General features: G+C 53.6%; 17 protein-coding genes. 2 read left to right on the forward strand and 15 right to left on the reverse strand.

Annotation, left to right across the window (positions count from 1 at the left end; genetic code table 11):
* Position 1: 1 nt before the first annotated feature.
* The 11 genes from O6D90_RS01320 to O6D90_RS01370 all read right to left on the reverse strand — a co-directional run bounded on the left by O6D90_RS01320 (position 2) and on the right by O6D90_RS01370 (position 9,068).
* Positions 2 to 1,693, reverse strand: a complete 1,692-nt coding sequence (locus O6D90_RS01320) for a glycosyltransferase family 2 protein (protein WP_016157673.1) — start codon at positions 1,691 to 1,693, stop codon at positions 2 to 4.
* Positions 1,684 to 2,037, reverse strand: a complete 354-nt coding sequence (locus tag O6D90_RS01325) for a hypothetical protein (RefSeq protein WP_016157672.1) — start codon at positions 2,035 to 2,037, stop codon at positions 1,684 to 1,686. The genes O6D90_RS01320 and O6D90_RS01325 overlap by 10 nt, the downstream gene beginning before the upstream one ends.
* Positions 2,024 to 3,385 carry an AMP-binding protein gene (locus tag O6D90_RS01330; RefSeq protein ID WP_271143240.1) on the reverse strand — a complete coding sequence of 454 codons (1,362 nt, stop codon included), beginning with the start codon at positions 3,383 to 3,385 and terminating at the stop codon, positions 2,024 to 2,026. Before O6D90_RS01330 ends, O6D90_RS01325 begins: the two co-directional genes overlap by 14 nt.
* Complete coding sequence (locus tag O6D90_RS01335) at positions 3,382 to 3,963, reverse strand: hypothetical protein (RefSeq protein WP_016154856.1); 582 nt, start codon at positions 3,961 to 3,963, stop codon at positions 3,382 to 3,384. Before O6D90_RS01335 ends, O6D90_RS01330 begins: the two co-directional genes overlap by 4 nt.
* A 6-nt stretch (positions 3,964 to 3,969) precedes the next feature.
* The gene (locus O6D90_RS01340) at positions 3,970 to 4,221 is read right to left on the reverse strand and encodes an acyl carrier protein (RefSeq protein ID WP_016154855.1); all 252 of its coding nucleotides are present in this window, start codon (positions 4,219 to 4,221) and stop codon (positions 3,970 to 3,972) included.
* A gap of 12 nt (positions 4,222 to 4,233) precedes the next feature.
* Positions 4,234 to 4,491, reverse strand: coding sequence for a phosphopantetheine-binding protein (locus O6D90_RS01345; protein ID WP_016154854.1), 258 nt, complete (start codon positions 4,489 to 4,491; stop codon positions 4,234 to 4,236).
* The gene (locus O6D90_RS01350; protein WP_085951091.1) at positions 4,472 to 5,305 is read right to left on the reverse strand and encodes a lysophospholipid acyltransferase family protein; all 834 of its coding nucleotides are present in this window, start codon (positions 5,303 to 5,305) and stop codon (positions 4,472 to 4,474) included. Before O6D90_RS01350 ends, O6D90_RS01345 begins: the two co-directional genes overlap by 20 nt.
* Complete coding sequence (locus O6D90_RS01355) at positions 5,284 to 6,006, reverse strand: beta-ketoacyl synthase chain length factor (RefSeq protein WP_016157671.1); 723 nt, start codon at positions 6,004 to 6,006, stop codon at positions 5,284 to 5,286. The genes O6D90_RS01350 and O6D90_RS01355 overlap by 22 nt, the downstream gene beginning before the upstream one ends.
* A 40-nt stretch (positions 6,007 to 6,046) precedes the next feature.
* Positions 6,047 to 7,108, reverse strand: a complete 1,062-nt coding sequence (locus O6D90_RS01360; RefSeq protein WP_016157670.1) for a class I SAM-dependent methyltransferase — start codon at positions 7,106 to 7,108, stop codon at positions 6,047 to 6,049.
* Positions 7,109 to 7,176: 68 nt separating this feature from the next.
* Positions 7,177 to 7,554, reverse strand: a complete 378-nt coding sequence (locus O6D90_RS01365; RefSeq protein ID WP_029139728.1) for a hypothetical protein — start codon at positions 7,552 to 7,554, stop codon at positions 7,177 to 7,179.
* Between the two features lie 467 nt (positions 7,555 to 8,021).
* Positions 8,022 to 9,068 (reverse strand): AI-2E family transporter, encoded by a 1,047-nt coding sequence (locus O6D90_RS01370; protein WP_016154849.1) that lies wholly within the window; start codon positions 9,066 to 9,068, stop codon positions 8,022 to 8,024.
* A 133-nt stretch (positions 9,069 to 9,201) separates the two neighbouring features.
* Here O6D90_RS01370 and O6D90_RS01375 point away from each other — a divergent pair, with 133 nt between their 5' ends.
* The gene (locus O6D90_RS01375) at positions 9,202 to 10,419 is read left to right on the forward strand and encodes an MFS transporter (protein ID WP_016157668.1); all 1,218 of its coding nucleotides are present in this window, start codon (positions 9,202 to 9,204) and stop codon (positions 10,417 to 10,419) included.
* A 3-nt stretch (positions 10,420 to 10,422) separates the two neighbouring features.
* Here the strand turns inward: O6D90_RS01375 and O6D90_RS01380 are convergent, their stop codons facing one another.
* Positions 10,423 to 10,980 (reverse strand): DcrB family lipoprotein, encoded by a 558-nt coding sequence (locus O6D90_RS01380; RefSeq protein WP_016154847.1) that lies wholly within the window; start codon positions 10,978 to 10,980, stop codon positions 10,423 to 10,425.
* Between the two features lie 72 nt (positions 10,981 to 11,052).
* Positions 11,053 to 11,718 (reverse strand): 7-cyano-7-deazaguanine/7-aminomethyl-7-deazaguanine transporter, encoded by a 666-nt coding sequence (locus O6D90_RS01385; protein ID WP_016154846.1) that lies wholly within the window; start codon positions 11,716 to 11,718, stop codon positions 11,053 to 11,055.
* Positions 11,719 to 11,886: 168 nt separating this feature from the next.
* On the opposite strand from O6D90_RS01385, the gene tusA reads away from it, so the two are divergent.
* Positions 11,887 to 12,132, forward strand: coding sequence for a sulfurtransferase TusA (tusA, locus tag O6D90_RS01390; RefSeq protein ID WP_003827551.1), 246 nt, complete (start codon positions 11,887 to 11,889; stop codon positions 12,130 to 12,132).
* A gap of 46 nt (positions 12,133 to 12,178) precedes the next feature.
* On the opposite strand, the gene zntA is transcribed toward tusA, so the two are convergent.
* Together zntA and O6D90_RS01400 are read right to left on the reverse strand one after the other, a co-directional pair.
* Positions 12,179 to 14,377, reverse strand: a complete 2,199-nt coding sequence (gene zntA / locus O6D90_RS01395; RefSeq protein ID WP_088583073.1) for a Zn(II)/Cd(II)/Pb(II) translocating P-type ATPase ZntA — start codon at positions 14,375 to 14,377, stop codon at positions 12,179 to 12,181.
* A 74-nt stretch (positions 14,378 to 14,451) separates the two neighbouring features.
* The gene (locus tag O6D90_RS01400; protein ID WP_016154844.1) at positions 14,452 to 15,078 is read right to left on the reverse strand and encodes a lysoplasmalogenase; all 627 of its coding nucleotides are present in this window, start codon (positions 15,076 to 15,078) and stop codon (positions 14,452 to 14,454) included.
* Positions 15,079 to 15,213 lie beyond the last annotated feature (135 nt).

Below are 15,213 nucleotides of genomic sequence, written 5' to 3' on the forward strand. Positions count from 1 at the left end.
TTTACTCCTTGTCATTGGTGTCCGGCAGTTGCCAGAAATCGAAAAAGTTAAACCAGTCGAGGGGCGACTGAAGCGCATAGTGCTCAAGGCGTTCGGCGTAGCGATCGACAGTATTCTGTAATGCCTGTTGTCGTGTGACGCGCGGTAAGAGCAGCGGGTCGGCAAACGGTTCGCAGTAGATGTGGAGTTTCTCCTGCTGGCGCAGGGCAAAAATCAGATCTACAGGGCAGCGTAAAATAGACGCAAGAATAAACGGGCCCTGAGGGAATGGCGCGTTTTGCCCCATAAAGCGGCTCCAGCACACACGCCACTCGCCGCCGCGTTGGGGATTGACTGCGATGCGATCGCCTACGATGGCTACCCATTCACCGCGCTCCAGTTTCTCTTTGAGCAGAATGGCAGTATCTGGACCAATACTGTTCACCGGGAGCAGATTTAATCCAGCCTGCGGCGCCATCTCTTGCATGATCTGTTTAAAGCGTTGGGCGTTATCGCTAAATACCAGCGCATTGATTGTTTTACTGCCCTGTAGCTGGGCCAGTGCCCGACAGGCTTCGACATCGCCAAGATGTGAAGCCAGCAGCAGTTTTCCCCGAGGATCGCTGACATTTAGCGTTTTTTCTGCGCCTGGTGCAAAAATCACATCGCGACCGAAGTGCAGTTCACCGCGCCAACTGGCAATCTTATCCAGCATCGCGCCGCCAAAACGCAGGAAATGCTGATAACTGGTCAGGTTTGGCGGTACTGGCATCCGGCGTGTGATCAGTTGCGCTCTTACGCGGCTAATCCAGCGTTGAGAGGCTTTTCGGGCAGTTGAAGCGCTGAGCCAGTATACGCCGACGACCGGATACAGCAGCAGGGAGAAGGCTTTGCGGCCCAGTACACGCCAGACCAGCAGCATCAGACGCATTCCCCACAACCCTTTGACTTCCTGTTGCTGCGCCCAGTGTGTCGATGAACGACGACACAGCAGGGAGGGGATGCGCGGCAACATGCCAAAGAACAGGCGAGTGTGCATCAATGAAATGTGCAGATTGTCTTTAAGCGCGTCGAAATGGGATAGCCCGTCCTGCGGATAGGTGACTCGCGTGGGGATAAAATAGCTGGTGTTGCCTTGCCAGTAGAGGCGCACCATCACTTCAGTATCAAAATCCATCCGTTTGCCAAGCGTTACACGCTGTGCCAGTTGCAGCGTGGGGGCCACCGGATACACCCGGAAGCCGCACATACTGTCTTTGAGCTGCAACGAGAGCGTTTCTATCCACACCCAGATATGGGTTACCCAACGACCGTACAGGCGCGAGCGAGGGACCGAATCATCGTAAATCGGTTGTCCGGAAATCAGTGCTGTCGGATGTTCTTTTGCCAATGCAAGCAGCCTGGGAATATCTTCAATGGCATGTTGCCCGTCGGCATCGACCTGCACTGCATGACTGAACCCGGCATCTGCTGCCGTCTGCATTCCGCGAATAACCGCCGCGCCTTTGCCTGCGTTGATGGGCAGGCGAATTAACGTCAAATTGCTGTATTCTGCCGCCAGGCGTGCCAGTTCATCTCGTGTAGTCTCGTCGCTGCCATCGTCCACCACAATGCAGGGGAGATTGAACGGCCGAAGACGATCCAACACGTCCGACATCATCGCGCCGTGGTTGTAGCAGGGGATCAACACGCATGGGGAAAAGGTCAACGGCATAACCGAATCTTCCCGCTGCTGGCGGTATGGCGCACGTCACCGTCGTGGCGCTGGTAGCTAAAAGTGAGCATCTGACGCGCTTCCTGCCAGCTCAGACTCAGGGTGACGGTGGCCTCTGGCAATAGTGGTGACTGGAACTTCACGTTTTGAATACTGTGGAAACGCCAGCCAGGGACCAGCAGCGTGGTGGCGTAATCCATCGCCCAGTTTAGCTGTGCAACGCCCGGCAGCAGTGGCTGTACGCTAAAATGCCCGCTGAACCAAAACAGAGAAGGGTCGAGTTGTAAAACAATCTCAGCCTGATGAGGCAGTGCCTGATGGCGCTCGATTTCATGGGGTTTCATGAAATAACTCCTGTAATTGCGCATAGACACGCTTGTTCATACTGTTGACCGGAATCTCATCAATCACCCGCCAGTAGCGGGGAACAGCGACCGGCTCCAGCCAGGGCAGCAGCGAACGTCGCCAGGTCAGTTCTTGCGGTTTACCACCGCACTCAAGCCAGCGTTGCCGGGCTTCGTCATCCAGTACCAGCAGGACACCAATGCCCTGACGTCCTCCGCGTGAGACGGGCAATGCTGCGACTTCACGGATACCGTCCAGTGCCAGTAAACGTTGCTCCACTTCGCTGAGTGAAATGCGTTTCTCTTCAATCTTGACCACCCGCCCGCGTCTGCCCATCAGGCGGAACTGTCCGTTTTCGATAAACTGAAGAATATCATCGAGTAACAGGCCATCATCAGCTGCAATTAGTGGTGAAAACACACGAAACGCGTCGTCTTCTGACTGGAATCTGACTCCGGGAAAAGGCAGCCATGTCACATCATCCTGATGGCGATAGCGCCACGCGAGGATTCCGGTTTCAGTGCTGCCGTAGATCTCATCGGGCCAGACATTCAGCCAGTCAGCAGCCTGCTTGACGTCCTGCCAAGACAGCATGCCGCCCGCGGAAAGAATCAACTCGATTGGCGGCGGTGTCAGGTGGTGGTCGAGGCGTTTCAGAAACGCCGGACTGCTGATAAACGCATACCGATGATCAGGGCTCAGTGCCGCCAGTTGTTCGGCATACCAAAGCATCGCCGCATGCAGCGGGAGGCCTAAAGCCATCGGCAAGAAGATACGAAACGTCAGACCATACAGGTGTTGCGGTACCACTGACGCGACGACCCGGCAACCTGCCAGACGATCAGCAAAACGCGTAGCGAGCAATGCTGCTTCGCTATCCAGACGAGCAATCGGTTTGATTACGCGTTTCGGCTGGCCGGTCGAACCGGAAGTGAATAGCTCCACAAAGGCGTCACTGCGTATTATCGGGAACGTGATGTCGTGGGCCACAGATGTCATGGCAGAGCTGACCACTCGCAGCGTTCCCTGCCAGTCCAGCGCTTTATCGCTCAGTACGCCATCAAACAGCAAGTGCTGCTCGTTTAACAACGAGACGCGACAATGTCCCGGGATCACCGGTGTTTTGCCAGCATGGAGCGTTGCCAGCAACGCGACGATGAATAAATAGCTGTTCTCGAAGCATAATGCCCAGCGTTCACCTTCCTGCTGCTGCAGTTGCGTTATCAACTGGGCCACATCATGGCGCAGATGGCCAAGTGTCCACGTATGATCTTCTTGCCACGCAACAGGAATGTCGTCCGGTCGTGGGGCACAGAGCCATTGAGCAAGTGTGAGGGGCTGCTTCATTGGGTATCTCGCTTTATCACCAGTTGGCGAACTAACCACTCGCCTACCATCAATGTTCCCATCAGCAGATAGGAAACCATACCGTTCCAGGTCGTCCACAGGGTCATATCGCCATTCAATGCAGTAAAGAGCGCAACGCTGCCATTGATGATGAAAAAGGCGCACCAGATTAGTGTCACAAGGTACGTGTAGCGCACGCCTGCTTCGGGCAGATTTGGTTCGCGCAGCCGCGCCAGACGTTCAACGATGGGCATCGCTGACCACAGAGAACCACCAAAAACCGACAGCATGACGGCGTTTACCACTACGGGATAAAACAGCAGCAGCTGGTGCGTTTTGAGCAGATAACTGGCAATGCATAAGGTGATACCCGCGATCACCACTACCTGTGTCACGACGCGCAACGGTCCCGCCTGTCGCCGGACCTGGCGAAAGCGTAAAAAAAGGAGTAGCGCCATTAACGGCAGCAACCAGTGCAGACTGTTATGCGCCAGGCCAAACCAGATCAAAAACGGCCAGGCCAACAACAGTAGACCTGTCAGCAGTTGTACGACTGGCAGGGAGCGAGTGCCTGACACGGTGAATTACGCTTCTATGAGAAGGCGTTCAACCGCATCGACGACATCTTGTACGGTGCGTACTGCTTTGAACTCTTCCGGCTTGATTTTCTTACCGGTTTTCTTTTGAAGATGCACGATCATGTCGACTGCGTCGATGCTGTCGAGTTCCAGATCTTCGTACAGGCGCGCCTCAGGCTTAATATCTTGCGGGTCAACTTCAAACAGCTTGACCAGCAGTGAGGAGACTTCTTCGTAAATGGCTTTTTGTTCGGTCATAACGGACTATCCTCAGGCACGTTGCGCGTGAATGAAAGATGCCAGCGTGGCGACGGAGAAGAAGTGCTGACGCATTTCTTCGCTCTCCGCTGAGAGGACCACGCCATACTCGTTTTTCACCGCCAGACCCAGCTCCAGGGCATCGATTGAGTCCAGGCCTAAGCCATCGCCAAAGAGTGCCGCTTCGGTTTCAATATCGTCAGCTGTTAGTTCGTCGAGATTCAATGTCGTTATAATGAGATTTTTGATTTCAAGATAAAGCGCTTGCATCATTAATTCCTGAAAGAGGTAAAGTACCTGGTTGTAATTGAAGCAAAAGATGCCGGTTCAACTGCCTTGCGGCCAGCGCCGGTTCTTGTGAATTTGCGTCGTAAAATTGGTCGATCTTAACCCGCTCGTGTACTGAAATGGTAAACATGGGTTTTACCGATGGGACGTCGTACCATTGGCTTTCTTTGTTCAGCATTTGTTCACTGCATTTAATGGTCACTATGCGTAAATCACTGCTGCAGCGCACGGCGATATTCGCCGCACCACGCTGTAACGTCATTTCCTCTCCGGGGCGTGTACGGGTTCCCTCGGGGAAAATTAAAATAGTATCGCCTTGTTCCAGACGTTGCTGGCACGCGGGCAATAGCGCGTCAGCCTGGCTGTTAATCAGATAATCTGCCGCCCGGACCACGCCGCTGAGGAACGGATTTTTTAGTAGTGCACTTTTCACCAGACAGTCGGTTTCGGGCATTACCGATGCCAGTAGCACGTAATCGATGAGCGTCGGGTGGTTGGCGACGACCAGGCATCCTTGTTCATTGCGTAAAATATCTCGTCCTTCAATTTGGTAGTCCAACACACCAAGCCGTTTCGCCACCGTTAAAAAGAGGCGAAAACTGGCGGCGATGCTGCGTCTGGCGATACGCCGACGTCGGGCTTTATCCCATATCGCGATCAGCAAGACGTTAAACCAGAACGTAGAAAGAAGGAGTCCGCCGAGGCCAAACAGGGCAAAGCAAAGACCGGTCATCACCAGTCGCCATACCCGGTTAAGCCGCAGGAGCATCGTGTTCATCCCTGACTCCACTGCCATTGTACGCGTTCGCCAGACAGGGTAAACGCCTTGGTATCTTGCAAGTAATGTTGTAAAAACAATAGGCTTTGCGGCAACGGTGTCTCACCCCGCCCGCAGTACGGACGGGTTTCACATTGCCAGCTATCACCGGATTCAATGACCAGCGCGACGGCAAACGGCCATGTTGGCATGTCAGGTGGTAACTGTGGGTGATAAAACTCGGGCAGAAAACCGTCGAAATCGACCATCAATACGCGCTGATATCCCGCCTGCAACAGCCCGATGACTTCACATAGCCCTTGCTGGAACGTATCCCTGCCAGCAGAAAGCGAGGAGGAGGCAATCGGTTTTTTCGCAGCGATCGTCAGGTTACCCACAGCAGAGTTATGTACAGAGAGGGCAAAATCGGTTGGTGAGAGTGCCTGCCCAGTCGCCAGGGCGTGCAGGATCCTGTAGTTACGCTCCAGTTCACCATGGCGGCTTGTATACAAAACAGCATTGATATCATGGCGGCGTAGCATCGCCAGCCCACAATCGACGGCCAGTTTGCTGCCGGAACTGAGTCGGCGAGCCGTCATCATCGGTAACTCGTTGAGCTTAGCCAATGGCGCAGTGGGATCGATGGCGTGCGAAAGCCGTGACCATTCATGCCACTGTTCTGTTTCACTTAACCCTGGCGCCCTGGCCTGCCAGTCTATAATGTTGAAAGCAAATTTCATCAACGCGTATCCGCGGTAAATCGGTTGTTCCGATTGTTTCTTATTTTTTCTTCTGACATATCAATAAAGTATGCCCAACACCTAAGTTGTCGTGGCGTTCATCTACCTGAAAACCTGCCAGATTCAGATAGTGATAAAACCTCTCTACGCTGTAGAAACGGCTGTTGCCATTCGCCATACAGGTAAAATAAAGCGAAGACGCATTCAGGCTAAATGAGGCCGCTTCAAATTTTTGGGCATCCCAAAACAGTTCCATAATGAACAGCTTCGCGCCCGGTTTCATCACCCGGGCAACGTTGCGCAGCATAGCGATAATTTGTTCCGGAGAAAAACAGTCCAGAAATTGACTCATCCACCAGATATCAGCGCCGGCAGGTAAAGGCGAGTCGCTAAGCATATCCACAGCATGGAAATTTATGCGATGAGATAATCCTGCATTTTCTATATTTTCGCGGGCAAGTGCAATTTGTTGCGGCAAATCTAATAGGGTGACAGTAATATTGTCATCATGTTGACAACAACGTAATGCCCATTTCCCGGTATTTCCGCCGACATCGTACAGGGTTGCAGGGGCGCTGGCGAATACATATGGCAATGCGGCATCAAATGCTCCATCTGAATAGTAATGATCGAAAGCAAACCAACTTTCACGCGCAGCCAGCGGTAATTGTGATAGTGCAGGATAGATTGTTGACCAGTCGCCAAAAGTTTTTAACCCTGCGGGTTTTCCTTCTTTCAGTGCATTTTCCAGATAGAACAGCCCCTGATAACAAACATCCTGGGTGAAGTCCATATTCACACGCGTCATCGTGTCATGTAAAAGAAAATGACCGACTTTAGCGAGGTAATAATATCCCTCTTTGTGGGTAATGATGCGCCCACTTAACCCCATATCCAACAGGATGCTGGCGGCATATTCGTTGATGGTGCTGTTTTCGGTAATCTCGTCGAGCGTGGCGCCGCGTTTACCTTGCTTGTCCAGCCAGGTGAGTACTCCAGCATTTCGCAGACACAACGCGGTTTGAAATAGCATAGGGGCAAAGGCGATACGTTGTGCTTCAGTAATGGCATCCAGTGCGCTAAGCGAATCCTGTTCGTACATGTGGGGACAACCTGTTAAATGGCAGATAGTAAGAGTATCGGGCCTTTTCGGCCCGACTTTAGGCGTAATTACAGATTGGCGCCGGCTGACAGATTAAGCTGGATGTCTTTATCCAGATTGCGTACCCAGCGGTTGTAGTTTTTGTGAATCTTTCCACCAGAAGCCTGCAGGTTGAGGCTGCTGTCATATTTGATGTCATAGCTGGTGGCGGTATAAGTGATACGGACTTCAGCCACATGATCGCGGGTTTGTTGGCGAGCTTTAATAATACCTGGTCCGGCTTCGGACATGACCCATTGGCGTTGAATACCGGCTTTTAGGATCGCGGTTTTAACCTGGTCCTGAGTATGTCCCGCGCTCACACTGGTGTGAACTTGATCAATCGGCGCAGTACGTGCACAACCCGCCAGTGCACCGACAACGGCAATGGCTGCAAACCACTTAATATACTGTTTCATTAAAACTCCCTCTCAAAGTACCGTTTATACATGTTAACTTATAAGCTCCGGAATCATGATGCACCCTTTATCACCTGCAATTTTATTTAAACTAAATTAGCGTTTTATTTCACTCTGTTGATAGCGAGGCAATGAGATGACCGGATGATAATATTCTATCACTTTCTTCAACAGAAACTTTTCAGCATCATCGGCGAGAAGTATAGATTTTTAGAGAAAACGTATCAAATAAAATAACCTTTAAATCTAAGTGGATAGTTTAAGTTAAATGCTTTGGATGTGTTCATTACTTTTATGTTTTTTGGCAAAGAATAATGCATGTGGATTATATATTTCCTTTATAAAAGAATGAATTCCTTTTCACTCTTTATTTAAGATAAGCCACTGTATATAGCTGTGTTGACGTCATTTTAACGTCAATATGGAAATATAATAACTACCTCGGTTGGTAGTTTTCAGGGTAGCCGACTTTTGGGCCTGCCGGGTCCCAGCAAAATTGCCAGTTTGCTACCGCCTGTGGTGGTTTCCATCCAGATTTTACACACGCTGGTTAACGGCACGGAGAGCAGCATACCTACCGGACCAAGCAGCCATCCCCACACCAACAGAGAGAGAAAGACGATTAGCGTCGATAATCCCAGCCGGTGCCCCATCATGCGGGGCTCAAGGATGTTGCCAATTACCATATGCACCACCAGAAACAGCGCCCCAACCAGCACGCATTCGTAAACGCCGTTGAACAGCAGCGCCTGGATCATGGGTGGAACGGCGGAAATGACCGAGCCAATGTTGGGCACGTAGTTTAGCAGGAATGCCAGCACACCCCACATCAGAGCAAACTGAATCCCCATTAGCGCCAGTCCGAGCCAGACGATGGCACCGGTCCATAAGCTGAGCAACGTTTTCAGCGCCAGATAGTGAGAAACACCTTTCAGCGCCCGATGCAGCCCCGCAATATGGATTTGGGGGTTGTTCAGCGCAAAGCGCAGCTTATAGGGAACATGACGCACCTCAAACAACATAAAGACCACCGTCATCACCAGCAGAACGACGCTGGCCATGGCACCAGAAAGACTTGTCATCAGCGTAGTTGTGAAGGTCATCAGCTTGTCGGAATCCATACGTTGCAGCATGCGCTCCGGGGACATATGCAGATTCAGAAAAGGCACCATCTCTTGCAGATACAGAACCTTGCGCGTCAGCTCCTTATTGTATTTTGGCAGCATGGCCATGAATTCAGTAATGGATGACGCCAGAACGCCGATTAACGCCGTAAGAACGATCAGCATCACCACCACGACTAACGTTATCGCGACTGGCCGACGTACACCCCGGCGAATAAACCAGGTGACCAGCGGATTCAATACAATGGCAAAAAAAAGGGCCAGCAGAAGCTGTACGATGATATCCGCCGCGGCATGAATACCCGCGAGGATCACCACCAGAGCGGCCAGTTTGAGCAGAATGTGCAAACCCGTTTTATCGGGCTGGGCGGTTGTCATGTCGTCTTCCTGTTTGCGTTTTTGCATTAAGTGTAGCGGTTGGCTTGCGACTGATATTCCGAAACTGACTACTGATTTCTGCCCGGCAACATGGTAGAAATGAAACACTGTTGTGAAAACGTGGTGATCCTCCATGCCCGAACCCGTCGCTGAACCGACGCTTAGCGGTTTACGCCTTAATCTGCGTATTGTCTCTGTGGTGATGTTTAACTTCGCCAGCTACCTGACCATTGGTCTGCCGCTCGCTGTATTGCCAGGCTATGTCCATGATGTGATGGGATTTAGCGCTTTTTGGGCAGGGCTGGTCATCAGCCTGCAATATTTCGCTACGCTGCTGAGCCGTCCACATGCCGGTCGCTATGCCGACCTGCTGGGGCCAAAGAAGATTGTGGTATTCGGACTGTGTGGCTGTTTTTTAAGTGGTCTGGGCTACTTCCTGGCGGGCTTCACGAATGGCTGGCCGCTGGGCAGCCTGCTGCTGTTATGCCTGGGGCGCGTGATTCTAGGGATCGGGCAAAGCTTTGCCGGGACTGGCTCTACGCTGTGGGGGGTTGGGGTCGTTGGTTCAATGCACATCGGACGGGTGATTTCGTGGAACGGCATCGTGACCTATGGCGCGATGGCGATAGGCGCTCCGCTGGGCGTTCTGTTTTATGCCTGGGGTGGCTTACAGGGACTGGCGCTGACCGTGATGGGCGTGGCGCTGCTGGCAATACTGCTGGCGCTCCCTCGTCCGGCGGTAAAGGCCAGCAAAGGCAAACCATTGCCGTTTCGCGCGGTGCTTGGGCGTGTCTGGTTGTACGGCATGGCGCTGGCCCTGGCCTCAGCCGGATTTGGCGTGATCGCCACTTTCATTACCCTGTTTTATGATGCCAAAGGCTGGGACGGCGCCGCTTTCGCGCTGACGCTTTTTAGCTGCACGTTTGTGGGGACCCGCTTGTTATTCCCAAATGGTATCAACCGTTTAGGTGGACTAAATGTGGCGATGATCTGCTTTAGCGTCGAGATTGTTGGGTTGCTGCTGGTGGGGATGGCTTCCATGCCGTGGATGGCGAAAAGCGGCGTCCTGCTGGCCGGTGCAGGGTTCTCGCTGGTGTTCCCGGCGCTGGGCGTGGTGGCGGTAAAAGCCGTCCCGCAGCAAAATCAGGGAGCTGCGCTGGCGACGTATACGGTGTTTATGGATTTATCACTGGGAGTTACGGGGCCGCTGGCCGGGCTGGTCATGACGTGGGCGGGCGTGCCGGTTATCTATCTGGCGGCGGCAGGGTTGGTGGCGGTGGCGTTATTGCTGACCTGGCGATTAAAAAAACGGCCTCAGGTGGTGTCACCGGAGGCCGAGTCATCGTCTTAACTGTTACTGGATAACCAGCGTGTTAATGATGTTTTCTGCGGTAGTCTGCGCTTTTTGCTGATCGTCAGCAGGCAGCGTGATTTGCAGAGTCAGCAGTTGGTTATCGACTTTACCCAACACCACGGAAGAGTAAGCGGTCTGGCCTTTGGCCGAGATGATGCTGTCTAACTGCTGCAGCGTGTGGCCTTTCAGCTCAATTGATTTATTGGTGACGACCTGCAACTGCGGGTCGCGGCTACGCTGCTGATCTTCCAGGCGTTTTGCCAGCACAGCCAGGTCTTCGTTGGTATTGTCGCCAACAATTACAATCACCGCTTTCTGGCCGGTTGCGTCAGAATAAACGTGCATATTGTTCGCCTGGGTGCCCAGTTTGCCGCTCTGATCGGTCATATCCGCTGGCAGGGAAAAACTGAGTTTACCGTCCAGCAAGCTGACCGGTTGTCCAGTGGCGCTACTTTCTGCGGCAGCACCCTCTGCTGGCGCTTTTGTATCGCTATTATCACAGGCCGCAAGCCCCATAACCAGCAGGCCAATACCGACATATTTAACCAGATTGCGCATTGACTTCTTCCTTTCGATAAACGGCCATAACGGCTCATTCGTCCATCTTATCACAACTCGGAAAATGAACCTTTAACTCGTCTGCAATGCAGCGATTTCGGATTTATCTGCCAGCCTTTTCAGTAACATATTCAGCAGCACGCCGTACATCGGCAGGAAGAAAATAATGCTGATCAGCACTTTGAAGCAGTAGTCGACCAGCGCGATTTCCATCCAGTGCTCGGCCATAAAGGCATCTGGGCTGCGCCAGAAAGCGATAAAGAAGAAGGCTAACGTATCGCTGATGTTGCCAAACAGCGTGGAAGCCGTTGGCGCCAGCCACCAGCGACGGTTCTGACGCAGGCGGTTAAAGACATGCACATCCAGAATTTGACCCAGCGCGTAAGCCATAAAGCTGGCGGCGGCGATACGGGCGACAAACAGATTAAAGTGCAGCAGTGCGCCGAATCCCTGCCACGATCCCATATAGAACAGTGATGAAACGACATAGGAAATCAGCAGCGCGGGGATCATTACCGCAAAGATGATACGTCGTGCCAACGGAGCGCCAAAAATACGCACGGTCAGATCGGTCGCGAGGAAAATAAACGGAAAGCTGAAAGCGCCCCATGTGGTATGGAAACCAAAAATGGAGATCGGTAGCTGCACCAGATAGTTGCTGGAGGTGATCACCAGCAGATGAAATAGCGATAGCCAAAACAACGCTTTTACGCGTTGAGATTGTGTAAACGGAGTCATATTGTGACCTTTTTGTTGGATGGGGTGAGGGAACCCAATAAAAAACCGTCGCATGATACTGCTTTAAGAGCACATTGCAATGGTTGTTTTTCACGCAATCGTTAACCTGATTGGCTTACGCCACAACAGAGCGTAAAATAACGCCGTTTTTGAATGAACGAGACTACGATGAGCGATCTGTTTACCTCTCCCGACCATACTCTTGATGCCCAGGGGCTGCGCTGCCCGGAACCCGTAATGATGGTGCGTAAAACCGTGCGCGGCATGCAGGCGGGTGAAACGCTGCTGATTGTCGCCGACGATCCGGCGACAACCCGTGACATTCCCGGCTTCTGTACCTTTATGGAGCATGAGCTGGTGGCAAAAGAGACCGACTCTCTGCCGTACCGCTATCTGGTGCGCAAAGGCCAGTAATCTTAGCCGGATGGCGCTAATGCAACAGCCGTCCGGCACAGACGCATTATCCTTTACGTAGTAACCGCAGCGCGTTAGCGGTCACCAGTACCGTCGCCCCCGTATCTGCCAGCACCGCCAGCCACAGTCCGGTTATCCCGAGCAGCGTGGTGACGAGAAAAATCCCCTTCAGGCCTAGCGCAATCGCAATGTTCTGGCGAATATTGGCGTGGGTGGCGCGGGCTAACTGAATCATTTGCACCAGACCACGCAGGCGGTTGTGGGTCAGGGCGGCATCGGCGGTTTCCAGGGCGACATCGGTCCCGCTTCCCATCGCAATGCCAATGGTGGCTGCTTTCATTGCCGGAGCGTCGTTGATGCCGTCGCCGACCATCGCCAGCGGCGACTGTTGGTTAAGATGAGTAACGGCCTGTACTTTATCTTCCGGTAATAGACCCGCTTTGAATTCGAGACCCAATTCACTGGCAATAGCTGCCGCCGCTCGCGGGTTATCGCCCGTCAGAATCACCCCTTTCACGCCAATCTGATTAAGCTCGCTGATGGCGCTACGGGCGTCGTCGCGCAGCGTGTCCTGTAGAGCCAGCACGCCAAGAACGGCATCGCTACGCAGCACCAGCACCACCGTTTGACCCGCGCTTTCCAGCTCGCTTATCTGCCCGGCAAAAGCATCGGCAGGCTGCTTACCGGCGGCGCAAATCAGCACGCGTTCGCCGTTGACCAGTGCTTCAATGCCAGAGCCAACCAGCGCCCGTTGATCTTTTGCGGCAGGGATAGTCAGCTCGCGCGTTTGGGCTTCCCGAACAATCGCCTGCGCCAGCGGGTGCGTCGCGCCTTGCTCTACTGCTGCCGCCAGCGCCAGCAGTTCTGCCTCGCCAATACCGCTTGCCGGGTGAATCGCCGTGACGCGCGGTTTACCGATGGTCAGGGTGCCGGTTTTATCAAACGCGACCTGCGTTACCCTACCCAACTGCTCCAGCGCGGCCCCGCCTTTGATTAACGCGCCACGACGTGCCGCGGCGGCAAGGCCAGAGGTAATGGCTGCGGGTGTGGAAATCACCAGCGCACATGGGCAGCCAATCAGCAGCAGCGTCAGCCCTTTATAAATCCACTCCTGCCAGGATGCGGCAAACAGCAGCGGTGGTACAAGGGTGACCAACAACGCAACCGCCATAATGGCTGGGGTGTAAATCCGGCTGAAACGGTCAATAAAGCGCTCAATGGGGGCGCGGCGTTCTTCCGCTTCTTCAATCAATTTCAGAATACGGTCAATGGCGCTGGCACCCGGTTCGGAGAGTACTTCCAGCGTTACCAGACGGTCCACGCTGGTGGCGCCCGCCGGGACTTTCTCGCCCGTGGCGCGCTCAACCGGTATCGATTCGCCGGTCAGGGCGCTTTCATCAAAGCTGGCAAATCCGGAGACCAGCTTGCCATCGGCAGGTAAACGCCCACCCGCGGCAACCTCAATAACATCGCCTGGCTGGAGAGTATTGATAGCAACCTCTTCGCGCTCGCCGTTACGCAGGCGCGTGGCGGTTTCCGGCTTGAGCGCCATCAGTGCGCTGACCCCTTTACGGGCGCGGCTGGCGGCCCATCCTTCCAGGCGTTCGCCAATTAAAAACAGCAGCAGTACCATGGCGGCTTCGGCCGTCGCGCCGATAAACAGTGCGCCAATGGCGGCCACGCTCATCAACGTTTCAATGGCAAAGTAGCTGCCGGTTTTCATCAGACGCAGGGCCTGACGGGCAATCGGATACAAACCTACCAGCGTGGTGGCGACAAATGCTATCTGGCCAAAGGGGTGATTGAACTGCTCCAGCCCCCAGCTAATCGCCATCATGATAATCAGCGAAATCAGCGGCAGGTTCTCTTTAAACCGCGACTCGGGGGCGGCGTCTGGCGCTTGCTCATCGCGCAGGGTATAGCCTGCCTTTTGCACTGCGCTTTCAACTTGCAGGCGGATATCGGAACCCGCGTCGACTACCAGTTTTTCGGTGGCGAACAGAACCTGGACCTGGTTGACGCCGTTGACCTGGCGGACCGCATTCTCCACTTTTCGGGCGCAGGCTGCACAGTCCATGCCTGCCACTTTCCAGGAGTAGCGGGTACCCATTACGGTACCGGATACGGGTGGTGGGGTGGAGCAACTTCCTTCGCAGCAGCAGTCGTCAGCCTTTTGTGGCGCAGGCGCTAGCTTGAAAGAAGAAAATTGTGGGGCTTTTTTGCCACTGGAATCGGGTGTCGACATGGCATCCTCCGGTTGATAATCATTTCATATTAACCGGAGGATACACTCTGGAGTCGACTCCAGAGTCAAGCGTTTTAAAGATACAACGAACGAACAATCAGGAAATGTCCGGCGAAGTAGCAGGCGGCAGCAATTGCGTTATCGGCGCGGAAGCGGCGACGGTAATGGCTACCCAGCCAGACAATGTTGCCGATGAACAGGAGTGATGCGCCCATAAAGGCCGACAGCGCCGGAGCGGTCGGGCGGAAGAACCACAGCTCACCAGCCATCCAGACCATCATCAGCGTGATACCAATAAAGGTACAGATAGCGATGCGTAGCTCTTCCAGACGTGTCCAGATCACGGCAATCAGCAACGCCCCCAGCACCACCAGCACCAACGGCAAAGGCCAGAAGAACGACAGCGTCATTTGGCTGGCGAAGTAAATGGTATACAGCAGATGCGACAAGAAGAATGCCCCCACGGCATACAAAAGGCGTTGGCGCGGTAACAGCGTCAGCGCATCGCCCAGCAGCGAGGCAAGCAGGCCAGCCAGCACCAGATAGCTGACAGCATTAAACATTGGCGCCTGCCAGGCCAGCAGCGCCAGCAGGAGTAAGGTTAGGGGTTTAAAGACCCAGCGTTGCCAGGCGGGCCCACGATAGGAAGCATCCACGAACAACCATGCGGAAAGGCAGACAGCGATAAACGACCAAAGCATCTTAGTTCCTTGAATTCGTTATTTTTTCGTAAGCGGGGTGCTCACGGCTCTACTGTTCAGTGTAGAGGTCGACACTGCCAGATGACAACACCATAACAGGCAATGTATGCTTATTTCCGCATTTTCTGATGGGTT

The sequence above is a fragment of the Citrobacter sp. 21OH12SH02A-Citro genome (genome assembly GCF_027919895.1).
GTDB lineage: Bacteria > Pseudomonadota > Gammaproteobacteria > Enterobacterales > Enterobacteriaceae > Citrobacter > Citrobacter braakii.